19 protein-coding genes are annotated in these 23,430 nt (G+C 67.2%); 6 read left to right on the plus strand and 13 right to left on the minus strand.

Annotated elements, in window-relative coordinates:
• Positions 1–77 precede the first annotated feature (77 nt).
• The 4 genes from C566_RS22510 (at position 78) to C566_RS21805 (ending at position 3,997) form a co-directional block, all read left to right on the plus strand.
• On the plus strand, positions 78–452 hold the full coding sequence (locus C566_RS22510; protein ID WP_196802407.1) for a hypothetical protein: 375 nt from the start codon (positions 78–80) through the stop codon (positions 450–452).
• Positions 453–611: 159 nt separating this feature from the next.
• On the plus strand, positions 612–1,154 hold the full coding sequence (locus tag C566_RS0118625) for a PadR family transcriptional regulator (protein WP_026266845.1): 543 nt from the start codon (positions 612–614) through the stop codon (positions 1,152–1,154).
• Between the two features lie 5 nt (positions 1,155–1,159).
• On the plus strand, positions 1,160–2,872 hold the full coding sequence (locus C566_RS0118630) for an ABC1 kinase family protein (protein WP_026266846.1): 1,713 nt from the start codon (positions 1,160–1,162) through the stop codon (positions 2,870–2,872).
• Between the two features lie 72 nt (positions 2,873–2,944).
• Positions 2,945–3,997, plus strand: a complete 1,053-nt coding sequence (locus C566_RS21805; protein ID WP_231386432.1) for an alpha/beta hydrolase — start codon at positions 2,945–2,947, stop codon at positions 3,995–3,997.
• A gap of 73 nt (positions 3,998–4,070) precedes the next feature.
• Here the strand turns inward: C566_RS21805 and C566_RS0118640 are convergent, their stop codons facing one another.
• The 5 genes from C566_RS0118640 to C566_RS0118660 all read right to left on the minus strand — a co-directional run bounded on the left by C566_RS0118640 (position 4,071) and on the right by C566_RS0118660 (position 10,838).
• Positions 4,071–5,834 carry a gamma-glutamyltransferase gene (locus tag C566_RS0118640; RefSeq protein ID WP_196802409.1) on the minus strand — a complete coding sequence of 588 codons (1,764 nt, stop codon included), beginning with the start codon at positions 5,832–5,834 and terminating at the stop codon, positions 4,071–4,073.
• Positions 5,835–5,940: 106 nt separating this feature from the next.
• Positions 5,941–6,069, minus strand: a complete 129-nt coding sequence (locus tag C566_RS23380) for an MFS transporter small subunit (RefSeq protein ID WP_269210556.1) — start codon at positions 6,067–6,069, stop codon at positions 5,941–5,943.
• 1 nt (position 6,070) lies between these two features.
• Positions 6,071–7,465: an OFA family MFS transporter gene (locus C566_RS0118650; RefSeq protein ID WP_018775876.1), complete on the minus strand. Its 1,395-nt coding sequence runs from the start codon at positions 7,463–7,465 to the stop codon at positions 6,071–6,073.
• 209 nt (positions 7,466–7,674) lie between these two features.
• On the minus strand, positions 7,675–10,125 hold the full coding sequence (locus tag C566_RS0118655; protein WP_018775877.1) for a Tex family protein: 2,451 nt from the start codon (positions 10,123–10,125) through the stop codon (positions 7,675–7,677).
• 107 nt (positions 10,126–10,232) lie between these two features.
• Complete coding sequence (locus C566_RS0118660; protein WP_018775878.1) at positions 10,233–10,838, minus strand: SOUL family heme-binding protein; 606 nt, start codon at positions 10,836–10,838, stop codon at positions 10,233–10,235.
• 163 nt (positions 10,839–11,001) lie between these two features.
• Between C566_RS0118660 and C566_RS0118665 the strand changes: the two genes are divergently transcribed.
• Positions 11,002–14,649 (plus strand): TM0106 family RecB-like putative nuclease, encoded by a 3,648-nt coding sequence (locus C566_RS0118665; protein WP_026266848.1) that lies wholly within the window; start codon positions 11,002–11,004, stop codon positions 14,647–14,649.
• Positions 14,650–14,897: 248 nt separating this feature from the next.
• Positions 14,898–15,341, plus strand: a complete 444-nt coding sequence (locus tag C566_RS0118670; protein WP_155846943.1) for a hypothetical protein — start codon at positions 14,898–14,900, stop codon at positions 15,339–15,341.
• A gap of 265 nt (positions 15,342–15,606) precedes the next feature.
• On the opposite strand, the gene C566_RS0118675 is transcribed toward C566_RS0118670, so the two are convergent.
• The 8 genes from C566_RS0118675 to C566_RS0118710 all read right to left on the minus strand — a co-directional run bounded on the left by C566_RS0118675 (position 15,607) and on the right by C566_RS0118710 (position 23,360).
• Positions 15,607–16,434: a triose-phosphate isomerase family protein gene (locus tag C566_RS0118675; protein WP_018775881.1), complete on the minus strand. Its 828-nt coding sequence runs from the start codon at positions 16,432–16,434 to the stop codon at positions 15,607–15,609.
• A gap of 69 nt (positions 16,435–16,503) precedes the next feature.
• Positions 16,504–17,853, minus strand: a complete 1,350-nt coding sequence (locus C566_RS0118680; protein ID WP_018775882.1) for an MFS transporter — start codon at positions 17,851–17,853, stop codon at positions 16,504–16,506.
• Between the two features lie 149 nt (positions 17,854–18,002).
• Positions 18,003–18,128 (minus strand): hypothetical protein, encoded by a 126-nt coding sequence (locus tag C566_RS23385; RefSeq protein WP_018775883.1) that lies wholly within the window; start codon positions 18,126–18,128, stop codon positions 18,003–18,005.
• A gap of 12 nt (positions 18,129–18,140) precedes the next feature.
• Complete coding sequence (locus C566_RS0118690) at positions 18,141–18,908, minus strand: SDR family NAD(P)-dependent oxidoreductase (RefSeq protein ID WP_018775884.1); 768 nt, start codon at positions 18,906–18,908, stop codon at positions 18,141–18,143.
• A 31-nt stretch (positions 18,909–18,939) separates the two neighbouring features.
• Complete coding sequence (locus C566_RS0118695; RefSeq protein ID WP_018775885.1) at positions 18,940–19,926, minus strand: 3-hydroxyacyl-CoA dehydrogenase family protein; 987 nt, start codon at positions 19,924–19,926, stop codon at positions 18,940–18,942.
• A 2-nt stretch (positions 19,927–19,928) separates the two neighbouring features.
• Positions 19,929–20,411, minus strand: a complete 483-nt coding sequence (locus C566_RS0118700; RefSeq protein WP_018775886.1) for a ribose-5-phosphate isomerase — start codon at positions 20,409–20,411, stop codon at positions 19,929–19,931.
• The gene (dhaL, locus tag C566_RS0118705; protein ID WP_018775887.1) at positions 20,408–22,180 is read right to left on the minus strand and encodes a dihydroxyacetone kinase subunit DhaL; all 1,773 of its coding nucleotides are present in this window, start codon (positions 22,178–22,180) and stop codon (positions 20,408–20,410) included. The genes C566_RS0118700 and dhaL overlap by 4 nt, the downstream gene beginning before the upstream one ends.
• A gap of 175 nt (positions 22,181–22,355) precedes the next feature.
• On the minus strand, positions 22,356–23,360 hold the full coding sequence (locus tag C566_RS0118710; protein ID WP_018775888.1) for a sugar phosphate isomerase/epimerase family protein: 1,005 nt from the start codon (positions 23,358–23,360) through the stop codon (positions 22,356–22,358).
• Positions 23,361–23,430 lie beyond the last annotated feature (70 nt).

Here is a 23,430-nt window from a genome sequence, read left to right on the forward strand (position 1 = left end):
GCGGGCCTGTGCGGTGGCGCCTTTGGAGGTGGCACGGTCGGCTTCGGTGGCGACCTTCCGCAGAGCAGACTCGGATGGTGAGCAAAAAAAGCCCAGAAAGTGTGGTTGTTGTGGGAAGAAACGCTGAGCATCCGGTGAGGAATGCTCTGATCCCTAGCGGCGTGCTGTTGAGCGCCACGGTCGCGGTGATTCTGATAGGACCTCAAGACCACGTGCCACAGGAGGTCGTTGCATTACTCGCAGGTCTGGCCGTGGGTGTGTGGCTGCTGCGTTTCTCGCCGCCCTGGCGATGGCTTGCCATGCTGGTTTTAGTGCTGTCCCTCGTCCTCTGTTTGGTGTTGGGCCCAGCCGGAATCGCCTGGTTCGGTGGGTTTATTTCGGGCACTCAGGCAGGACTGGCCTGGCAGCATGCGAGGAAAGCACATGGAAAAGACGCTGCCGGTTCACGTTAGGGCAACTGGGGTCACCAGATACGTCATTCCCTGATATTTGCTGCAAGGGGCCTGTTTTAGGCCCGTGCGCGGATCGCCGTCCCTCTTGGTTTCGCAAATTTACGTGTGTATCGTTGACTATCGTTGTATATCGTTCACGGTCGTCCAGAGGAGAGCATGATGCGCAGTTCTTACCCGGCAGGCGGATTTCGCGGCAGCAATGTAGACAGCATGTGGCAGGCCGTAGAGGAGCTGCGTTCGAGGTTCGAGAAGCGCTCGGGTTCCCGGGCCGGGCGTGGCGAGGTGCGCTCGGCTGTGCTGGCACTGCTCGCTGAGCGGCCGATGCACGGCTATCAGATTATTCGTGAAATCGAGGAGCGCAGCGGCGGCACTTGGAAGCCCAGCGCTGGCTCCGTCTATCCAACCCTCCAGCTGCTGGCCGACGAGGGCCTTATCCGTGCTGAGGAATCCAACGGCCGCAAGATTTATTCCCTGACGGAAGCGGGCCGCGAGGAGATGGCGGGTGCCGGCATGTCAGCGCCCTGGGAATCGGCTGGTCCGGCGTCGGGCTCGGGGTTCGCGGCGCTGCCCAAGGCAGGCGTCGAGCTCGCGCAGGCCGCCGCCCAGGTGGGACGCACCGGAACGCCGGAGCAGGTACAGGAAGCCGTGGCGGTGCTCGATGACGCGCGCCGCCGGCTGTACGCGATTCTCGCCAAGGGCTGACGGGGGTGAGGTCGGTTCGCCGGGACCGGGCAGCTCCGGTACCCGGCGCCCGGGACTACCGGGCCCGTTACCGCCGCATCCTGCGCTTCGCCGCATGGCATCTCGCGGTTACCTGGTGGTTTGAGCTGCTCCTCCCCCGCGTCGGGCTGGTGAAGATTGCCGAGCGCACTAGGGCGAAGAGGATGCGGCGCTTCGCGCAGCGCTTCCATGCGCTGGCGGTGGACCTCGGCGGGCTCATGATCAAAGTCGGACAGTTCCTGTCCTCCAGGCTCGACGTCCTGCCGCCCGAGATCACCAAGGAACTCGAGGGGCTGCAGGACGAGGTGCCTCCGGTTTCGTTCTCCGCGATCCGCGCCCTGGCCGAAGCTGAGCTGGGCGCGCCGCTGGAGCAGTTGTTCGCCTCGGTCGAGGAGACACCGATCGCGGCAGCGTCCCTCGGGCAGGCGCACCGCGCGAGGCTTGGCCCGGGCGACGCCGCCGACACCGGGCTCGACCGCGTGGTGGTGAAGGTGCAGCGGCCGGGCATCGACGCCATTGTCGACGTCGATCTGGCGGCACTGCGCAAAGTGGGCGGATGGCTCAGCCGCGTGCGCCTGGTGTCCCATCGTGCCGACATGCCCGCCCTGGTCGAGGAGTTTGCGCAGACCAGTTTTGAGGAGATCGACTACCTGAATGAGGCCGCGAATTCTGGGCGGTTCGCTGCTGATTTCGCCGACGACAGCCGTGTGGAGGTGCCCGACGTCGTCTGGGAACGGAGCACCCGCCGCGTTCTCACCCTGGAAGACGTCACGGCGATCAAGATCACGGACTCGGAGGCACTGCTGGCGGCGGGCATCGATCCGGCCCAGGTTGCCCCTGTATTTGCCTCGGTCATGTTCGACCAGATTTTTGCGAACGGCTTTTTTCATGCCGATCCGCACCCGGGGAACATCTTTGTCACGCCGGTTACCGATTCATCCACGGGGCGCCCCTGGAAGCTGACCTTCATCGACTTCGGCATGATGGGCGAGGTTCCGGCGAGCACACGCAGCGGTCTGCGGAAGCTGCTCATCGCGGCCGCTTCGCGTGACGGCAAGGGATTGATGTCCGCGATCAGCGACGTGGGGGTATTGGTGCCCTCGGCCGACACGGTCGAGCTTGAGCGGGCGATGACACACCTCTTTGCCCGCTTTGGCGGGATGGGCTTCGCCGAGCTTCGCGAGGTTGACCCCCGGGAGTTCCGTGATTTTGCCGTGGAGTTCGGTGACGTGGTCCGTTCATTGCCGTTCCAGATGCCTGAGAACTTCCTGCTCATTATCCGGGCGATGTCACTGACGTCGGGGGTGTGCAGCTCGCTGGACGCCCGGTTCAATCTGTGGGACTCAGTCGAGCCCTACGCGGCGCAGCTGCTGCGCGACGAGCGCGGCAACATCGTGCAGGACGTTGCCCAGCAGGCGCTCGATGCCGCCGGGATGGCGCTGGGTCTGCCGAAACGCCTGGACGGGCTGCTAACCCGGCTTGAGGACGGTTCACTGTCGGTGGCAAATCCGCGCCTTGAGCGGCAGCTGGGACGGCTTGACCGCACGGCGCAGCGATCGGCATCGGCGCTGATCTTCGGCGCCTTGCTGGTTTCCGGCTCCGTGGTCCGCGCGGATGACATGGTGCTCAGCAATGTCCTGATGATCGCGTCGGCGCTTCCGCTGCTGCATGGGCTGTGGGTGGGGCGCAGCGGCCTCTAATTGAGCCGGCGACGGGGTTTTACCGCGCCCGGACACCACAGGGTTCCGCTGCCGGGGGGATATCATCAAGCCGTGAAGGAAGGCCCGCCTTTTCGTCCCGCGACCCCCACCGAACCCCCCGGCCCCGTCCCCACAGGGCCCAACCCCACTTCCTGGAAGTCCTCGATCCTGAACTGGGGCGGCGCTCTCGCGGCGGCCGCCCTGACAGTGGTCCCCCTCTGGATACTGCTCAGCAACCCGGCCGTCCTCGGCGGCCACCCTGCCCTGCCGGCTCTCCTGGCGGCCGCCGTCGCATTGGGGATCCTTTGGGCGCTGCTTCTGGTCAGACGCAGGTTGTTCGGCGGCAAACAGCAGCGTAGCGGTGATATTTCCACCTGGCAGTTGGTCCGCGGCATCGTAGCCAGGCTCACGGTCCTCGGTTTGGTGGCCGCGCTGATGTGGCTCAGCCCGTTCCCCCACCAACCCGACCGCGAGAAGACGGTCCCGGCCAATGGATCCACCGCGACGGCGCCAGCCGGGTCAAGGGCTGCAGAAGACGCCACTTCGATCACCCTTGCCCCGGCGGGTACAGCAACCACGGGTCTCGTCTTCTACCCCGGCGCCAGGGTAGACGCGCATGCCTATCAGGACCTGTTGCAGCCGCTCGCGGCCGCGGGTCACCTGGTCGTCATCCTGAAAGTACCCCTCGGCATCTCCCTGTTGGACACCAACCAGGCCCGCGCAGCCATGGACCGGCATCCCGAAGTCGCTTCCTGGGCCGTCGGTGGTCATTCGTTGGGCGGCGTGAGTGCATCATCCTTCGCGGCGTCGAATCATGACGTCGACGGGCTGCTGCTCTTTGCTTCGTACCCCGCAGAGACCATGACGGACGCGCAGGGCCTCTCGGTGCTCTCCATCTCCGGCTCAAACGACGGCCTGAGCACCCCGAACAAGATCGCGGCGTCGAGGTCCCTGCTCCCACCAACCACCACCTACGCAACGGTTGTGGGCGGCGTGCACGCGTTCTTCGGTGACTACGGTGAGCAGCCCGGGGACGGCGACGCGGGCATCAGCCGCAATGAGGCGCAGCAGCAGATCGTCGCCGAGTCGCTCCTCTTCATGGACCGGCTCAGGGCTTCGGGCTGACAGAAGAAGCAAAACCACGGCCCGTCCGAAGCCGCACGCAGTCACCCCACCCGCCAGGTGAGCGCCGCAACTGCTACCGGCCCGCGGCGTACCCCTGCGCGCCGCGCGGATTCGCGGCAGCTTGCAGGATCCCGGTCTCGGGATCCCGCACGACGGCGGACAGCCGCCCCAGCGCCCAGTCACCGGCCCGGGTGACCACATGCCCGCGCCGCTCCAGACCTTCGATGACGTCCGCCCCCAGCCGGTCCTCGACGACGGCGCCGCCGGGTTCCCAGGTGCGCGGCCAGAACGAGCCGGGCATCGACGTCGTATGGAACGTCGGGGCATCGATGGCCTGCTGCGGCGAGTACCCGCCCACGATGGTCCGCAGCAGGTACGGCAGCTGCCACTGGTCCTGCTGGTCGCCGCCGGGCGAACCCAGCGCGGCCACCGCGTAGCCGTCACGCAGCACGAGAGTGGGCGTCAGCGTGGTGCGCGGGCGTTTGCCGGGCGTCAGCGTGGACGGCGTGCCGGGCTCCAGCCAGGTCATCTGCAGCCGCGTCCCCAGGCAGAAACCCAGCTCCGGGATCGCCGGGGAGGATTGCAGCCAGCCGCCGGACGGAGTCGCGGAGACCATGTTGCCCCAGCGGTCCACGACGTCGATATGGCAGGTATCGCCGCGGGTCTCCCCCGACGGCGCCACGGTGGGCTCGCCGACGCCCAGTCCGACCGCCGAGGCCGCGGACGCATCCCCTGCGAGCGCCGGCGGCGTGTAATCGGTGCGCAGTGGTGGCCTGTACGGTTCCCGCCCGGGCACGGTGCCGGGCCGGAAATCGTGGGAGGCCCGTTCCGTGATCAGGGCCCGGCGGCCGGCGCAATAGTCCTCCGACAGCAGGTCATCGAGCGGCACGTCCGTGTCGCCGTAGTACGCCTCCCGGTCCGCGAGCGCGAGCTTCTGCGCCTCCAGGATGGTGTGCGCCCCCAGCTCGGTGGACGGATCAAGGAACCGGTCCTCGAAGCCGGACAGGATGGCCAGGGTCTGCAGCAGCGCCGGCCCCTGGCCCCAGGGCCCGGTCTTGGCGATCGTGTGGCCCCGGAACTCGACGGTGGCGGCGGCCTCATACCCGGCTTCGAATCCGGCCAGATCGTCCAGGGCGAGCACTCCGCGGTGATCCGTGCCCGAGGAATGCCGGTGCGGGGACTGAACCGAATCCACCATCGCGCGGGCCACGAACCCCTCCCGCCACTCGCGGCGGGCCGCATCAATTCCCGCCTCGCGGGTGGATGCCTTAACTCCGGCCTGCACGAGCCGTTCCAGGGTGCGGGCATAGGCCGGGTTCCACACCAGCTCACCCTCAACCGGGATTCGGCCGCCCGGCATCCACAGCTCAGCCGACGTGGGCCAATGCGCCTGGAACAGCGCGGACACGGCCGCGATGGTGGTTCCGACCCGGCCGAGCATCGGGTGCCCGTCCCGGGCGTAGCCAATCGCGAAGTCCAGCACCGCGTCCAGCTCCCACGTCCCGTGGTCACGGAGCAGCAGGAGCCAGGCGTCGACGGCGGCAGGCACCGCGGCGGCCAGGGCACCGGAGCCTGGAACGAGGTCCAGGCCTTCGGCCAGGTAGTGCTCGGCGGTGGCCCCGGCCGGCGCCGGGCCCTGCCCCATCAGGACTATGGGCTGCTCCGGCCGGTCCGCGGTGACGAAGATCCCGGTCATGTCTCCGCCGGGCCCGTTGAGGTGCGGTTCCACCACATGGAGCACGAACGCTCCCGCCACCGCGGCGTCGAAGGCGTTCCCGCCGCGCTCCAACACGGACTGGGCCGCCGCCGTCGCAAGCCAATGCGTGGACGCGCTCATCCCGAAGGTGCCCTGCAGCGTGGGGCGGGTGGTGAACGCTTCCGGGCGTGTGAACGGCACACCCACCGCGCTGGGACGACCACCGAACATTTCTCTCACCACGGTGTCAGCCAAACAGGGCCGCCACGCGGGTGAGGGTCTCATAGACGCCATAGGCGAGCGGCACGCCGACAAGCGCCCAGGCGATGACCAGCTTCCCGGTGGACGGTGTCACCGGTGTCTGTGCACTACTCATTTCAGCCCTCCAAGGCAGGTTCTTCGGACCGGACGCGGCCAGGACGTGGTTCGTGGAATCGTGCGTCCACCGGCGAGACCAGCAGGTTCGCCACGAAGCCGATCACCAGCAGCCCCACCATGGTCAGCAAGGCGGGCTGGTAGGACGCGGCGTTGAGCGCGCCGGGCCTGCCCTTCGCGTCCAGGAAAGCATTGACGATCAGCGGCCCGGCGACGCCCGCCGCGGACCAGGCCGTCAGGAGCCGGCCGTGGATGGCGCCGACCTGGAAGGTGCCGAAGAGGTCGCGCAGGTAGGCGGGGGCCGTCGCGAACCCGCCGCCGTAGAAGGAGATGATGACGAACGCGAGGGCCACGTAGAGGACGGTGGACGTCGAGCCGGCCAGCGCCAGCACGGTGTAGAGCAGCGCGCCGACGCCGAGGTAGACCATGTAGATGCGCTTGCGGCCGGTGACATCGGAGGTGGCGGACCAGGCAAAGCGGCCGGACATGTTGCCGATCGAGAGCAACCCCACGAAGCCGGCGGCCACCGCGGCGCTGGCCAGGGAGGTGCCGTCGGGCTGGCGGAAGAAGTCCTGGATCATGGGGGCGGCCTGTTCAAGGATGCCGATTCCCGCCGTGACATTGCAGAACAGGGCGATCCAGACGAGCCAGAACTGCCTGGTCTTGACCGCGTTCCGGGCCGAGACGTTCTCCGTGGTGACCAGCGAGGCGGCCTTGACCTTTGCGGGGTCGAAGCCCGCCGGTTGCCATCCCTCGGCCGGGACTTTGATCGTGAACGCGCCGAACATCATGTAGGCCAGATAGACCACGGCGAGGGTCAGGAAGAGCTTGCCCACCGACTCACCACTGGCCACCCAGCCCTTGGCCCCGGAGTTGGGATCGTACATCTTCAGCAGGGCCGTGGAGACCGGGCTGGCGATCAGGGCGCCACCGCCGAACCCCATGATCGCCATGCCGGTGGCCAGTCCGGGCCGGTCCGGGAACCATTTGATCAGGGTGGAGACCGGGGAGATGTAACCGATCCCCAGGCCAATGCCGCCGACGACGCCGTAGCCGAGGTAGACGAGCCAAAGCTGGTGGCTGAAGATGCCCAGGGAGCCGATCAGGAAGCCGCTCGCCCAGAACGCGGCGGAGGTGAACATCGCCTTGCGGGGCCCGTTCCTGTCCACCCAGGTGCCCATGATCGCGGCCGAGAGGCCCAGCATCACGATCGCGATGGAGAAGATCACGCCGATCTCGGTCAGGCTCGCGCCGAAGTGCTTCACCAACGCGGTCTTGTAGACGCTCGTCGCGTAGGCCTGGCCGATGCACAGGTGGACCGCGAGGGCTGCCGGGGGTACGAGCCACCGGTTAAATCCGGGTGGGGCGATGGTTCGTTCGCGGTCCAGCCAACCCATAAGTACTCCCCTGCTCGTCAACGACATCGGTGTCCAGCACATTGCGGAAACGGCCCCCTGCCAGGGCCTCTGACCGAGCTTCCGGCAGAGGGCCGTTGCCTCCGGCAATCATGGTGCAAATCGTCAGCAAACGTACTAGTTATGCGCCAAGCGGTAGGGAATCCGCGACCAACGGTAGGAGTGGTGCGGCAGCCGCGCCCCTGGGAGCGCTACTTGGCCAGGCCGGCCTTCCGGAGCGCCTCCGCCATCGCCGTGTTGACCGGCGACGGCGCGGGAGCCGGCTTCTGCGGTTGCCTGCCCGGCGTCCGCCGGTCGGGTGCCGGTTTCCCGGATGACTGCTTTCCGGCCGGCTGATTCGCCGGCTGTTTCGACGGCGCCTGCGACGCCGGCTGCCGCGGACGTTCCGGCCGCGAGTCCGCACGATCGCCCGCCGCACGATCGCCGGAGGCTGCCGGTTCGTCGCCGAGCCTGAGGGTGAGCGAGATGCGCTTCCGCTCCGGATCCGCCTCGAGCACCTTGACCCGGACCACCTGCCCGGATTTCACCACCTCGCGGGGGTCGGAGACGAAACGGTTCGCCAGGGCCGACACGTGCACGAGCCCGTCCTGGTGCACCCCGACGTCGACGAACGCGCCGAACGCCGCCACGTTGGTAACCGTTCCCTCCAGCACCATGCCGGGCCTGAGGTCGGAGATCTTCTCGATGCCTTCCGAGAACGCGGCCGCCGCGAAGGCCGGGCGCGGGTCACGGCCCGGCTTCTCGAGTTCGGCGATGATGTCCTGCACGGTGGGCAGGCCGAAGGAGCCGTCCACGAAGTCCTGCGGGTTCAGCGCCGCATAGCTTCCCGCGGCCGGCGCTTTGCCCGCGGCCGCCTTGATTTTCCGGGCCACCGGGTAGGCCTCCGGGTGCACGCTGGAGGCATCCAGCGGCTCCGCTCCCCCCGTGATCCGCAGGAAGCCGGCGCACTGCTCAAACGCCTTGGCGCCCAGCCGCGGGACCTTCTTCAGCTCGCTGCGCTTGGCGAAGGGCCCGTGCTCGTTCCGGTACGCCACAATGTTCTCGCTCAGCAGCGGCCCGACCCCGGCCACCCGGCTCAGCAGTGCGGGCGAGGCGGTGTTGACGTCCACGCCCACCGCGTTCACGCAGTCCTCCACCACCGCGTCCAGGCTGCGGTCCAGCTTCGCGGCCGTGACGTCGTGCTGGTACTGCCCGACGCCGATCGATTTCGGCTCGATTTTCACCAGCTCCGCGAGCGGATCCTGCAGCCGCCGGGCGATCGAGACGGCACCGCGCAGGGATACATCCATGCCGGGCAGCTCCGCCGCGGCGAGCGCCGACGCCGAATACACCGACGCCCCGGCCTCGGACACCACAATTTTCTGCGGCTTGTTTTCTGACCCGGAGGAGAGCTGCTTGAGCAGTTCGGCGGCGAGCTTGTCCGTCTCCCTCGAGGCGGTGCCGTTGCCGATCGCGACGAGTTCCACGCCGTGCTTCGTGGCGAGGCCCACGAGGGTCCGCAGCGCCTCGTCCCATTTTCGGGCCGGGGCGTGCGGGTAGACGGTGTCCGTCGCGACCACCTTGCCGGTGCCGTCCACCACGGCGACCTTGACGCCGGTGCGCAGTCCCGGGTCCAGGCCCAGGGTGGCGCGGTTCCCGGCCGGCGCGGCGAGCAGCACATCGCGCAGGTTCGCGGCGAACACGCGCACGGCCTCGTCCTCAGCGGCGGCGAACATCCGGCTGCGCAGATCTGCCGTCAGCCGCGCCAGGACCCGCGAGCGCCACGCCAGCTGAGCGGTCTGCAACAGCCAGGCATCGGCGGGCCGGCCGCGGTCGGCAACCCCAAGGAACCTGGCCACGGCGGCTTCGTAGCGGCCGCGCGCGGCGGTGAGGGCGGCGTCGTCGTTCGGATCAGCCTCGGCGAGATCCAGCTCCAGGGCTCCGTCCTTTTCTCCTCGCAGCAGCGCCAGGACACGGTGCGAAGGCATTCCGGCCGGCTGCTGGGAGAACTCGAAGTAGTCCTTGAATTTCTGGCCCTCGGCTTCTTTGCCTTTCTTCACCCGGGACACCATCCGGCCCTGGGTCCACAGCCGCTCCCGGAGCGTGGCGGCCAGGTCGGCATCCTGGGCGACGCGTTCCACCAGGATGGAGCGGGCGCCGGCGAGCGCTGCGGCCGGGTCACCGATCGAGTGTTCGGCGTTGAGGAATTTGGCGGCTTCGCGGTCCGGGTCCAGTTCCGGGCGCTTGAGCAGGGCGTCGGCGAGCGGTTCCAGGCCGGCTTCACGGGCGATCTGCGCCTTGGTGCGCCGCTTGGTTTTGAACGGGAGGTAGATGTCCTCCAGCCGCGATTTCGTGTCGGCGCCGACGACGGCGGCCTGCAGTTCCGGGGTCAGCGCACCCTGGGCGGCGATCGCCTCGAGGATAGTCCGGCGGCGGTCCTCGAGCTCGCGCAAATAGCGCAGCCGCTCCTCCAGCTCGCGGAGCTGGGTATCGTCCAGCGTCCCGGTGGCTTCCTTGCGGTAGCGGGCGATGAACGGCACAGTGGACCCGGCGTCGAGCAGCTCCACGGCGGCCCTGACCTGCCAGGGCTGCACGCCGAGCTCGCCGGCGATCTGGGCGGCGATGCCGGACTCCTGGGTCTCTGAGGTGCCTGCCTGCGGCATGCCGGTCTGTGGGGAGCCGGTCTTTGGGGACGGTCCGGAGGCGGGCGAGAGGGGTGAGGCGGGGCGCTGCGGGTGTTGGGTCACCCTGCCATTTTGCCTTACCTAGGTCAGCGGCCGGGCTCGCCCGGAGGAGGAAGGGGCTCCTGCACGTCCTGAACAACCTCGTTGCGGCGCAGGAACCACGGCTTGAACGGCGGATCAAAGCGGGCGAACCGTGGCCGCCCTACGGCCTTCAGCCCGGCTAGCTTCAGGGCCTCCTGGAGGCCGTCGTTTCGCCGTCGAAAGGCCGCCTCCGACCCGCTGCCCGAGAACCGAAGGGCGGCCGCCAGGGATCCTGGCAGGTCCCGGACTCTGACGTCGGGGTTCGCCGGGACCGGCGCCGTCTCCGCCGTCACCCCAGCGGGGAGCACAAAGGCAACGACGAAATCAGCGGGCTCTGCGCTTCCCGGCAGCGGGCCGCTTTGCAGTACCGGGGCGGTCATCGCCAGCTTTTGCGACGGCCCGGGTTCCTGGATCACCGGGGCCGTCATCGCCAGCTTCCGTTGCGCCGTGTTGCTGCCGCTGATGTAGTTGAAGAGGTGCCGGAAGGCGGCATTTCCGGCGCGGTCGAACGTCGCGTTGACCTCTATTTCCGCCACAGCGTACGGAGGATAGCGGCGCAGCTCGAAGTGCGCGTAGCGCTGGACCAGCTCATAGGGTTGCTGTTCGGTCATAGTCCTCAGACCCTACGCCGGTCCTACGACAGGAACCAGCGGTACCTAGCCTCTTTACAGGTGCCTGGTACCCGCCTCCTGGCTGGTGCTTGATTGTCAGGGGGCTTTGATAGCTTGAATAGCGGAGGTCAACAACAACGGGGGCACCAACAACGGGGGCACAGTGTTTTTTCTTGAACCTGAGGTACCGGGGTCATCACGGGACCTGGTCTACTCCGCGAGCGACCTCGTGGCGGCCGCGAGTTGCGAGTATCAGCTGCTGCGGAAACTCGACGAGAAGCTGGGCCGCTGCCCCAGGGCTACGTTCGAAGACGACGAGATGCTCAAGCATGCAGCGGTGTTGGGTGACCTCCACGAGCGCAAGGTCCTTAACGGTTTCGTTGCGGAGTTCGGTCCCTGGGATCCGGCCACCGGGCACGGCGTGTACGACGTCGCCACTGCCCCCACGATGGACCGCGCCACGCTGGCGGCCAAGCACGCCGAGTCCATCGGAGCGCTGCGCGCGGGGGCCGACGTCGTCTTCCAGGCCGCCTTCTTCGACGGCCAGTTCCACGGCCGCTCCGACTTCCTCGTGCGGCAGACCGACGGCAGCTATGCGGTGTTCGACACCAAACTGGCCCGCCACGCGAAGGTGACCGCCTTACTGCAACTGGCCGCCTACGGCGAGCAGCTGCTGAAGGCCGGAATCCCGGTGGATCCGGCGGTGACACTCGTTCTTGGCTCGACGGTGCAGCTGGCCGATGGCGGATTCGACTACGTGCGAAGCCACCACAAACTCTCCGAGATCCTGCCGGTTTTCCGTGAGCGGCGCGATCGTTTCCTCGCGCTGACCGCCGCGCACATCGCACAGCCGGGAACAGTGGGCTGGGGCGCGCCCGGGCTCACCGCCTGCGGACGCTGCGATTACTGCCAGGAGCAAGTCAAAGCCACCGACGATCTCCTCCTCGTGGCCCGGATGAACTCCGTGCAGCGCAAGAACCTCCACGAACGTGGGATTTGGACAGTCACTGACCTGGCGCAAGCGACCCTCGCCAAGCCTACCCCTGCGCTCGTGCGCCTGCAGGAACAGGCGCGGATGCAGAGCGGCGTTGGCCCTGCCGACGGAGCAGTGCGCTATCGCAAGGACGGCGAAGAGCACACCATCCGGTACGGCGTCCTGCCCGGGAACACCTTGGCCGAGCTGCCCCCACCGAGCCCAGGCGATATCTTCTTCGACTTCGAGGGCGATCCGCTGTGGCAGGATCGCGCCACGGGAGTGTGGGGGCTTGAGTACCTGTTCGGCGTGATCGAGGCGCCCACCGAGCCGGGCGGCGAAGGCGTGTTCAAACCGTTCTGGGCCCACAACCGGAAGGCGGAGAAGCAGGCGTTCCTCGATTTCCTTGACTATGTCGAGAAACGCCGTCGGGAGCACCCGGACATGCACGTCTACCACTACGCACCGTATGAAAAAACGGCGCTTCGAAAACTCTCGGTGATGCATGTTGCCGGGGAGGACATCGTGGACGAGTGGCTCCGCGAGGGACTTCTGGTGGACCTGTACCAAACGGTCCGGAACAGCATCAGGATCTCCGAGAACTCGTACAGCATCAAGAAGCTTGAGCCGCTCTACATGGGGACGAACCTTCGAACCGGCGACGTGAAGGACGCCGGAGCCTCCGTGATTGCCTACGCAAGGTACTGCGACGCGAGGGACAATGAGCGGCCCGACGAAGCGGCCACAATCCTCGCCGGGATCTCCGACTACAACCAATACGACTGCCTCTCCACCCTGGAGCTCCGGAACTGGCTGCTCGGGCTGGCCAAGGAACGCCGGCTGGAGCCAAACGCCGCCGAGGCGGGCCCCGCCGGGTCCGGGCCCGTCCGGACTGGCGCCGCGTCCGGCGCTGAGGGGGTCGCGGAGGACGGCCCCGACGGCGGCGGCTCGGCAGGAGCCGATGCCGTGTTTGACCCGGCTGAGCTGGCACTTCTGCAATTCGCTGAGCCGGGCAGCGGCTTGTCCGAGGACGACCGTAAGGCCGTCGCCATGCTGGCCGCGGCCGTGAGCTACCACCGCCGGGAGCGCAAGTCGTTCTGGTGGGCGCACTTCGACCGGTGCGAGCACGGTCCGGACACACACGAACGGGACCGGAACGTTTTCCTCGTCGAATCCGCGGAAATCCTCGACGACTGGCAACAGACGGGGACCAAGCTTCCGGAGCGGCGGGTCAAGCTGTCCGGCTCCGTGAGTCCCGGATCGGACCTCCGCGAGGGCAGCAAGTGGTTCCGCATGTATGAGCTTCCACTTCCCGCCGGGCTGGAGGGTACCGGCAAGAACGGAACCGGACGGAGCGGATGGTTCGGCACGGAGGTCCTGGAACTGGGGCATGAGGACGGCAAGGACACCGTCATCATCCGGGACCGGCTGCACCGGAAGATCCCGCCCCACAATGACGTCCCCATTGCGCTGACGGAAGACCAACCCCTCGCCACCAAGAGCCTCGAGCAAGCACTGGCAGCCCTCGCTGACACGGTGGTCGCCGGCATGGGGTCCGGATCCCTCCCCCGCCATCCTGCGCTTGACCTCGTCCGGCGTCAGCCGCCGAGGCTGGCCGCCGGAGCTTCGCTGCCGCAGCCTGGCGTCGGACCAGACCGCTTCATTGAAGCCATCACGGCGGCGGTGCTGGCCCTTGACCACTCCTACCTGGCAGTGCAGGGTCCGCCCGGGACGGGCAAGACCCATGTGGGGTCCCACGTCATCGCCCGGCTCGTGGCCCGCGGCTGGAAGGTCGGTGTCGTCGGCCAGTCCCACGCGGTGGTGGAGAACCTGCTGAAAACCGCTGTCACCAAGGCCGGGGTCGACCCGGCGCTGGTGGCCAAAGACGTGAAGCACGACGACGCCCTGCCGTGGGGCCGGCGCACCGGCAAGGACGTTGCGGAGCTGCTGGGTGCATCTGGAGGCGTCCTCGTCGGCGGCACGGCGTGGACGATGACCGGCGCCACCGTCCCGGCCGGCTCCCTGGATCTCCTGGTGATCGACGAGGCCGGCCAGTTCTCGCTGGCCAACACGCTCGCCGTGGCGCAGGCGAGCAGCCGGCTGCTTTTGCTCGGCGACCCGCAGCAGCTGCCGCAGGTCAGCCAGGGCAGGCACCCCGAGCCGGTCGACGAGTCGGCGCTGGGCTGGATTTCCGCAGGCCACGCCACGCTGCCGCCCGAGCTTGGCTACTTTTTGGCCGACTCATGGCGGATGAACTCCAAGCTGTGCCTGGCCGTCTCGGAATTGTCCTACGAAGGCCGGTTGCGTTCCGCCCCGTCCGCGGATCTGCGCCGTCTGGAGGGTGTGCCCGCGGGGATCGAGACGGTGATGGTGCCGCACAGCGGGAACACGACGTCGTCGGCCGAGGAGGCTGCCGAGGTCGTCGGGCAGGTGCGTCGCCATTTGGGCCTTTCCTGGCACACCGCAGACGGAGCCCGGCCATTGGAGGCATCCGACATTCTGGTGGTGGCCGCCTACAACGCCCAGGTCAACGTCATCCGCGATGCCCTGGACGCCGCGAATCTCTCCGGCGTGCGGGTGGGGACCGTGGATAAGTTCCAGGGTCAGGAAGCCGCGGTCGTGATTGTGTCCATGGCGTGTTCTGCGGTGGCCGAGGCCCCGCGGGGCATGGAGTTCCTGCTGTCGCGGAACCGGATCAATGTGGCGGTGTCCCGCGGCCAATGGCGTGCCGTGATCGTCCGCGCACCCGAACTGACCAACTACCTGCCCGCCCACCCGGAGGGCCTGGAGCAGCTCGGCGGCTTCATCGGCCTGTGCCAAAGGTCGGTGGTTTCCTGAGCTTCGCCCGCCACGCCAAGAGACATGCCCCTTCTTTGATTCCTTGCCGCGGACAGGAACGGTGATTCGATCGAAGATACCGTCAACTGACCAGTTGCCTGACCTGAGTGCACACCGTCCATGGGCGACCGCGAAGGGAATCGGACTAATGACAGGAAGCACCCCTTACGGTGATGATGGTCGTGGCTTGGCCTCACTGGCTGGAGTTCAATGGGGCTGGCACTTCGCTAGCCTGGGGGGAGATTTGCATGTTTAGGGTCGAAAAAACCGGGGACAATCTGGTGCCTCGAGTCGCAGATGCCGACGCCGGTGTATATCTCGAATGGTTAGTAACAGGAAGCCGCTACACCACCGAAGTTTTCGAGCTGCTAAGTGCGAGCGGCGGAATTCCTTTTACCACGTCGCGAGAATACGTCGTTGACCCTGAAACTGGATTCAAGTCCACACTGTTCAAATTTATCGCCTTTGGCAGTGCCCCTCGAGCTCAAAGTAGAGCCAAGCACTTGGTCAATCGCACATTCAGGGACGACAACGAACAGCAATATTGGATGAAGATTGCAGTGGAGGCGCTGCTGGTCTTTGGAACTGCTTTCAATGGCTTAGAAGCACCCTATAAGCGGTACACGCAGGTCGAATTGAATGGTCGAATCTACACGCTTGAGGATTTTGGATATGCGCTAGGCCAGAAATAAAGCGGTATAAGTCAAAAACAGGGTTGAGTCATGATTGCGAACTCTGCGGACACCTCAAGGAAGAGCTCCAACTTTGGAGGACCCGTTCATTCCCTCTTTGGGGATCATGTCCATTCTTGAATGCCATGAGTGGACACAATAGCTTTTTGCCCACCCTTCGTGGCCCCAGGGGGATATGTCCAGTGGTGACGGTCAGCGGCCATGGGACATGCCCATTCTTGGATTCCTGTAGTGGGCACCATGATCTCCTGCCCATCGCCCGCGGTCAGGACTGGACATGTCCCGCGGTGGCGGGGTCCGTCGCGGGGAGGCCTTCGGCCAGCAGGAGCGCTTCATCGAGCACGCGGCCGAAATTCACCGGATCGTGCGCGAACCGGCCCAGGAACAGGCCGGAGACGCCCTCAAGGGTTGGCAGCAGTCCGGGTTTGGCCGATCCGCCGTAGATGACCGGCAGCCCTGGCACGCCGGCGGTGGTGAGCTGGTCCCGGAGCCGCTGGACGACGCCGGACACGTATGCCGCGGCGGCGGGCTGGGCCGCGCCGATGGCCCAGACCGGTTCATACGCCACAACCAAATGCCCGGCGAGGTCCCAGTCGCCGTCGACGGCCGACTCGATCTGGCGGTACACAAAATCCGCCGCGGCCGCCGGCTGCCCGCCGTCGCGCTCCCCCACGCACAGCAGCGGGGTGAGCCCGGCCTCGGCCGCGGCCCGGACCTTGCGGGCCACCATGGCATCGTCCTCGTTGAAGTGCCGCCGGCGTTCGGCATGGCCGATCTCCACGAGCCGGACGCCGAGTTCCGCGAGCATGGACGGGGCCACCTCCCCGGTCCAGGGCCCGTCCGCCCAGCCGCAGTTCTGCGCGCCGAGCAGCAGCGGCGAACCCGCCAGGAGCCGGGCCGCCGCGGGCAGGACCGGGAAGGACGGAATGACAAACGGGACAACCCGCCCGGCCGCGAGGGCCGGGCGGGTGTCCACTTCGTGCTGCAGCCGCTCCAGCCAGTCCAGGCTGTCCCGGTAGCCGAGGTACATCTTGGTGCTGACCCCCACCAGGATGCGGGTGCTGGAGGTCTGGCTGCCGGGGCTCTGCTGCATGTGTTGGTGCTTTCTGCTGGATCCAGTGGATGGGCGCCGGACGTCGCGCTGGAAGAGAGGCCGGGGCCCTTACTGTTCCAGCAGCTCGTCGGCCTTGTTCTTGAAGCGGCGGGTCGCGAACATCATGGCCGCGGCCAGGAAAGGGAGCACGCCGAGGGCGTAGACGCCCATGGTCCCGGTCTCCGAGGCGGTGATCTGGTTGACCGAGGTGCGCAGGATCGGCGCGACGAAGCCGCCGAGGTTGCCGAGCGAGTTGATCAGGCCGATCCCCGCGGCCGCGGCGGTCCCGGTGAGGAACGCCGTCGGGTAGGACCACGCGATGGGGCCGATGGAGAGGAACGAGCACACGGCGAGGGTGATGAAGATGATGCCGAGCGCCGGAATGTGGTTGGCGCCGGCCCAGGCAGAGCCGAAGATGCAGAGTCCGGTGGAGATGAACAGCCCGGTGCCCCAGACCCGGCGGCGGATCACGGTGTTCGCGGCCTTGCCGATGAAGTAGCAGGCGAAGATGCCGAAGAACCACGGGATGGCTGCCATCAGGCCGACGGCGATGCCCACCTTCTGGCCGGTCAGCTGGGCCACCTGCTGCGGCAGGTAGAAGGTGACGCCGTAGACGGCGATCTGCAGGCAGAAGTAGATGATGGTGAAGTACCAGACCTTGCCGTTCTTCATGGCGGCCAGGACGCCGTGCGGGCCGGACTCTTCCTTGACGGTGTCTTCCAGGGCCATGACTTCCAGGAGCGCGTTCTTCTCGTCCTTGTTCAGGAACTTGGCGTCCTGCGGGCTGTTGATCAGGAAGAAGTAGGCGGCGATGCCGGCGATGACCGCCAGCATGCCTTCGACGAAGAACATGACCTGCCAGCCCTGGACGCCGGGGACCTGGTCCCCGATGTTGATCAGCCAGCCGGACAGCGGGGCGCCCAGCATCTGGGAGAACGGCTGGGCCAGGTAGAAGATGGCGAACATCTTGACGCGGACCTTGTTGGGGAACCACGCGGCCAGGAACATGATGACGCCGGGGAACAGCCCGGCCTCGGTGACACCCAGCAGGAACCGCAGGATGATGAAGGACGTCTCGCCCTGGACGAATGCGAAGCAGGCCGAGACGATGCCCCACGTGATGGCGATGCGGGCCAGCCACACCTTGGCCCCGAACTTGGTCAGGAGCAGGTTGCTCGGGATTTCGAACAGGGCGTAGCCGATGAAGAAGATCCCGGCGCCCAGCGCGTAGGCGCCGGCGGTGATGCCTTTGTCCACGCCCAGGGCAGCCTCGGCGAAGCCCACGTTGGTGCGGTCCAGGAAGGCGACCACATAGAGGATCACCAGCATGGGCATGAGCCGGCGGGAGGCCTTGGAGATGGCCGATTTAAGGACCGGCGTCTCCAGGAGGTCCCGGGTGGACGTTGTTGTTACGGACATAAAAACTCCTCGTCGAGCAATCAGCGGTGTAACTCAGTGGGGTGAATCAGTGGCGTGGAGAGCGGCCGGATCAGGCCAAAGCCAGCCAGAGCCAGCCACGCCGGATCCGGCCGGCCAAAGCAGGGCAGGCCGGATCCGGTCGGAGAAAGCTAGCGCGAAAAAACCATCATCAGGACGCCGGCCACGCAGGCCAGGATCCCGACGGCCAGGTAGATCTTCCGTCCCTTGCTCCAGGCTGCGAATCCGGAGGCGGGGGTTTGGCTGTGTTGTGCCACGAGGCTTCTTCCTTAGTGCATGTAGAGTCCGCCATCGACATTCAGCGTCTGGCCGGAGATGTAGCCGGCGTCCTCGCTGATGAGGAAGGCGATGGCTGCTGCGATGTCCCGGGTGGAGCCAACGCGGTTGACCACGAGGTCTTTGGTGAGTTCGTCCTTGCGTTCCTCGCTGAGGGTGCCGCCCATGATGTCGGTGTCGATGGGGCCGGGTGAGATGGCGTTGACCGTGATGTCGTATTCGCCCAGTTCACGGGCCGTGGCCCGGGTCAGGCCGATCACGCCGGCCTTCGCCACGGAGTAGGGCGTCTTGGAGAACGTGCCGCCGCCACGCTGCGCGGAGACCGAGGAGATGTTCACGATGCGCCCGATCCTGTTCTTCACCATGGATTCTGCGACGCGGCGGGTGGTGTAGTGGACGCCGTTGAGGTTGATGTTCAGCACCCGGTCCCATTCCGCGGCGTCGAGTTCCAGGTACGGCACCGGAGAGCTGACGCCGGCCACGTTGGCGAGCGCGACGATCTGCGGCAGTTCCGCCTCGATGGCGTCGATTGCCGCGCGGACCGAACCTTCGTCGGAAACATTGGCGCCGGCGCCGAAGGCCTTGACGCCGTGCTCGGCTGCCAGTTCCTTGGCCGCCGCCTTGCAGAGTGCGTCATCGAGGTCGATGATGCCGATGTTCCAGCCTTGGGCCGCGAGGTAGCTGGCGGTGGCGCGGCCGATGCCGCGCTCGGACACGGCGCCGGTGATGATGGCGGTGCGTTCTGTGGGGAAAGTGCTCATGGGTACTCCTTGATGACGACGGGACCGGGAATTAGCTGATGGGGGCGGGGCCGAGCTCGTCGATGAGCTTCTGCATGGCCACGTACGCCTTGTTCCGGTAGGCGATCAGTTCCGGCGTGCGCTCCGCCGGGACGTTCAGGAAGCCCGCACCGGTCTTGGTGCCCAGCTTTCCGGCCTCCACCAGGTCGGTGAGGATTTTCGGGGTGGCGAACCGTTCCGGGAAATCGGTCTGGAGCGACTTGTAGCAGAAGTTGTAGACGTCCAGTCCGGCCATGTCCGCGATCGCGAACGGCCCAAAGAACGGCAGCCGGAAGCCGAAGGTGGTGCGGACCAGGGTGTCGACGTCCTCCGCCGTCGCGATCTCCTGTTCCACCAGCTGGGCGGCCTCGTGGAACAGGGCGTACTGGAGCCGGTTGAGCACGAATCCGGTGACGTCCTTGACGACGGCGGTCTGCTTGTTGGCCGCGTGCACGAGGTCGCGGACGGCGCCGACTGTGGCGGCCGAGGTGCCGGCGTGGGGGATGATTTCCACACCGGGGATGAACGGGGACGGGTTGGAGAAGTGCACGCCCAGGAAGCGTTCCGGGTTGGTGACCGGCTCGGACAGGTCGGCGATGGAGATCGTGGACGTGTTGGACCCGATGATCGCGTCCGGGCGGGCGGCCGCGCTAATGCGGGCGAGGGTCTGGTGCTTGATCTCGATGACCTCGGGGACGGCTTCTTCGATGAAGTCGGCATCCGCCACGGCCTCCTCGATGTCCTTGGCGGCCCAGAGGTTTTCCTTCAGGATGGCGGTGGCGCCTTCCGGGAAGAGCCCGGCAGCCACGAATTCGTCAGATTCTGCGAGGAGCCGCTCGTAGTTCTTCTGGGCCACTTCCGCGGACACATCCGCGAGCGCCACCCGGGCGCCACCGAGCGCCAGGACCTGCGCGATTCCGCCGCCCATGTAGCCGGAGCCGACGACGGCGATCTTGCGGGCGGCGTTGATGGCGGCTGCGGTTGCTATTGATTCGGTCATGTTCAGACTGCCTTCGTGTATTCGGGTTCGTACGAGCAGATGGCGTCCACCTTGGCGGCGGAGGAGGAGTTTTCGTCGAAGCGGTGGCTCAGCCATTCGCCCACGAGCTTCTTGGCCAGTTCCAGCCCGATGACGCGCTGCCCCAGGGTGAGCACCTGGGCGTTGTTGCTCAGGACGGACCGTTCCACCGAGTAGCTGTCGTGGGCGGTGACGGCGCGGATGCCGGGGACCTTGTTGGCCGCGATCGCCACGCCCAGGCCGGTGCCGCAGATCAGCAGCGCCCGGTCGGCGTCGCCGTCGGCGATCTTGCGGGCCGCGTCGACGGCGACGTGCGGATAGGCGGTGGAGTCGTTGGCGCCGACTCCCACGTCCTGGACGGACGCCACGCGGGGGTCGGCTTCGAGGAGCGCCTTCAGCGCGTTCTTGTATTCGACGCCGGCCTCATCGTTGCCGATGACCACGCGCCAGCCTGTTGCTGTGCTCATGCTTGTGCTCCTTGTTCCGCCGGCTCGGGGTTGCCGGGCCGGGATGCTGTGTCTGCGGTGTCGGTGTGGGCGGATATCCGGGTCGCGATGAGCGCGAAGGACACCGCGCCGGGGTCTGGGTGGCCGAGGCTCTTCTCGGCGAGCGGGCGGGCCCGGCCTTTGAGCGGACGCAGCCCGGCGGTCCGCTCTGCGGCCGCTGTGGCGGCGGACGCCGCCGCGGCGAGGGAACCGGCCACCGGTGTGCCGGCGTCGAACGCGGTCAGGAACGCGTCCTGGAACGGCAGGAGGGCGTCCACCATGGTCTTGTCCCCCGGTTCGGCCTTGCCGAGTGCGGTGATGGCGTCCACGAAGGCCGTGACCGCCGCGGCCGCGTCCTCGCCGCTGTAGCTGTCCTGGTTGCCCAGGGCGTGTCCGGCGGCGATGATCGCCGAGCCCCAGAGCGCGCCTGAGGTGCCGCCGGCGCGTTCGCTCCAGGCCTCCCCCGCAGCGGTCAGGACCCGCGAGGGCGAGGCGCCGCCGTCGTCCGCGGCAGCCTGTTCGGCCGCGGTGACTGCCGCGTCCACGCCACGGCGCATGCCGATCCCGTGGTCGCCGTCGCCGGCGATGGCATCGAGCCGGCCCAGTTCTTCCTCATGCTCGACCACCACGTCCCGCACCCGGCCGAGCAAGTCGGCGGCCAGTTGGCCGAGGGCTGCCGCCGCAGCGGTGGGCCGTTCGACGTCGGCGGTCTCCTCGGCGTCCGGACCGGCGAGTTCGCGGCGGGCGCGGGGCGCCAGGTTTCCCTTGCGGAACGCCGGGGTGTCGGCCGGGGCGGCCCAGTACTGCTCGAGTTCCTCGTCCAGCCACAGCAGGGTCAGGGACAGTCCGGACATGTCCAGGCTGGTCACGAGCTCGCCGCATTCGGGTTCGACGACGGTGAGCCCGGCGGCGGTGAGGAGCTTTTCGATCTTGCCGAACAGCAGGAAGAGTTCGTCGTACTTGACCGTGCCGAGGCCGTTCACGATTGCGACCACGCGGGTGCCGGCGTCGTCCGGTTTATCGGCCAGAAGCCGGGTGACCAGGAGTTCGGCCAGTTCGGAGGCGGTGGGCATGGGGTGGTCGGAGATCCCCGGTTCGCCGTGGATGCCCAGGCCCAGGGACATGTGCCCCGCGGGGACCGAGAACAGCGGGGCCTCCGCGCCGGGCAGGGTGCAGCCGTCGAAGGCCACGCCGAGGGAGCGGGTGCGGTAGTTGGTCCGGATGGCCAGCCTTTCGACGTCGTCCAGGCTCAATCCCGCCTCTGCGGCGGCGCCGGCGATCTTGAAGACTGTCAGGTCCCCGGCGATGCCGCGGCGCTTCTCGATCTGGTCCAGCGGGGCGCTGGCGATGTCGTCGGTGACCAGGACGGTGCGGGTTTCGATGCCTTCGGCGTTGAGGCGCAGCTGGGCCTGGCCGAAGTGCAGGACGTCGCCGGCGTAGTTGCCGTAGCTCAGCAGCACGCCGCCGCCGGCGTTGGCCGCCTTGGCCACGCGGTAGACCTGGCCGGCCGCGGGCGAGGCGAACATGTTGCCGCAGGCCGAGGCGGTGGCCAGGCCGGGCCCGACGAGCCCGGCGAAGGCCGGGTAGTGCCCGGAGCCGCCGCCGACCACCAGGGCCACCTGCCCGGAGGGGACTTCGGTGGAGCGGACGACTCCGCCGTCGACTCGGGCCACGTAGCCGCGGTTGGCCGCAACGAAGCCGTCCAGTGCCTCATCCGCGAAATCAGCGGGATTGTCGAAGATCTGGGTCATGGTTCCTCATTGAATCCGTGTTGGAGAACTAATGCTGTGGGTAAAGAGCTGGGGTGAAACTGGGGTGGTGCGGCCGCCCCCAAATGGTTTGACGGCCGCACCACGCGCCGGTGCCGGCGCTCGTTCAGCGCCCGTTCAGACGCTGAGTTCAGATGCTGGCTTTTCAGATGCCCGGTCAGACGCTGGCGAGTGCCGTGGCTGCCGGCAGCTGCCGGCCCTGGGCCACCTGGCTGGTGCCGAGGGCATAACCGTCGGTCTTCGGCAGGACCTGGCGGCGGAGGTAGTCCTGGTTGCTGGCCGTGACGCTGAGGCCGTCGCCGCCGTAGTGCTCGGTGCAGAGGATGCCCTGAAAGCCGACGGAGAGTGCGGTCTTGAACGCCTCGCGGTAGTTGATGAGGCCGCTTTCCATCGGGGCCGGCATCGCGACGTAGGTGTCCCGGGCGACGTCCTCGTCGCGGATGTAGTTCTTCATGTGCCAGTAGTTGGAGTACGGGAGGGTCTTGGCGACCATTTCGCGCCAGTCCTCGATCGGGCGGTGCAGCCGGATGAGGTTGCCGATGTCCGGGTTGATGCCGACGTTGGCCAGGCCGATGTCCTGGACCAGCTGGACCGAGGAATCCGCGGTGCCCAGGTAGGTGTCCTCGTACATTTCGAGCGAGAGCAGGACGCCGACCTCGGCCGCGTGCTGGCCAAGTTCGCGCAGGCGGCTTACGGCCTTGCCCCAGGTTTCCTTATCCCCCACCGGGTCCTTGTACCCTTCGACGGTCCAGAACCAGAGCTGCTTCTGCTGCTCGGCGGTGATGGCCTGGTGCAGTCCGAACGAGACGACCTCGCAGCCCAGCTCGGCGGCGGCGTCGATGGTGCGGTGGCTGTACGCCAGGTTGGCTTCCCAGTTTCCTTCCTCGATGACACTGCGGCGGATGGCAGAGATGACGGGGATACCGATGCCGACGTTGTCCGCGGTCTGTTTGAACTCGGCAAGCCGGGCGGAGCTCAGGTCGCCGGGGCGGACCCAGCTGTCCGTGAGGTCGGCATTGGCGAAGCCGGCGTCCTTGACCTCGGTGAGGACCTCGGCCCAGGCGGAGGCGTCGGCGTCGTTGATGTGGTTGCCCTGCGCATCGGTTCCCGGGAACTGCAGGAGCGCTGCTGTGATGGGCCAGTTTTCGGCTGTATAGGCCATGGGGTTCACTCCTTCGTGGAATCCTGTTTCCTATAGGATTTACTATCTAAGGGGATGTTGTCAAGGTCAC

Source organism: Arthrobacter sp. 131MFCol6.1 (assembly GCF_000374925.1).
Classification (GTDB): Bacteria; Actinomycetota; Actinomycetes; order Actinomycetales; family Micrococcaceae; genus Arthrobacter.

Bases quoted from the DNA above. Each gene is read 5' to 3' on its own strand.
- C566_RS0118625 (WP_026266845.1), top strand. From the start codon at position 612: ATGCGCAGTTCTTACCCGGCAGGCGGATTTCGCGGCAGCAATGTAGAC.
- C566_RS0118640 (WP_196802409.1), bottom strand. From the start codon at position 5,834: ATGAGCGCGTCCACGCATTGGCTTGCGACGGCGGCGGCCCAGTCCGTG.
- C566_RS23380 (WP_269210556.1), bottom strand. From the start codon at position 6,069: ATGAGTAGTGCACAGACACCGGTGACACCGTCCACCGGGAAGCTGGTC.
- C566_RS0118650 (WP_018775876.1), bottom strand. From the start codon at position 7,465: ATGGGTTGGCTGGACCGCGAACGAACCATCGCCCCACCCGGATTTAAC.
- C566_RS0118655 (WP_018775877.1), bottom strand. From the start codon at position 10,125: ATGCCGCAGGCAGGCACCTCAGAGACCCAGGAGTCCGGCATCGCCGCC.
- C566_RS0118660 (WP_018775878.1), bottom strand. From the start codon at position 10,838: ATGACCGAACAGCAACCCTATGAGCTGGTCCAGCGCTACGCGCACTTC.
- C566_RS0118670 (WP_155846943.1), top strand. From the start codon at position 14,898: ATGTTTAGGGTCGAAAAAACCGGGGACAATCTGGTGCCTCGAGTCGCA.
- C566_RS0118675 (WP_018775881.1), bottom strand. From the start codon at position 16,434: ATGCAGCAGAGCCCCGGCAGCCAGACCTCCAGCACCCGCATCCTGGTG.
- C566_RS0118680 (WP_018775882.1), bottom strand. From the start codon at position 17,853: ATGTCCGTAACAACAACGTCCACCCGGGACCTCCTGGAGACGCCGGTC.
- C566_RS0118690 (WP_018775884.1), bottom strand. From the start codon at position 18,908: ATGAGCACTTTCCCCACAGAACGCACCGCCATCATCACCGGCGCCGTG.
- C566_RS0118695 (WP_018775885.1), bottom strand. From the start codon at position 19,926: ATGACCGAATCAATAGCAACCGCAGCCGCCATCAACGCCGCCCGCAAG.
- C566_RS0118700 (WP_018775886.1), bottom strand. From the start codon at position 20,411: ATGAGCACAGCAACAGGCTGGCGCGTGGTCATCGGCAACGATGAGGCC.
- dhaL (WP_018775887.1), bottom strand. From the start codon at position 22,180: ATGACCCAGATCTTCGACAATCCCGCTGATTTCGCGGATGAGGCACTG.
- C566_RS0118710 (WP_018775888.1), bottom strand. From the start codon at position 23,360: ATGGCCTATACAGCCGAAAACTGGCCCATCACAGCAGCGCTCCTGCAG.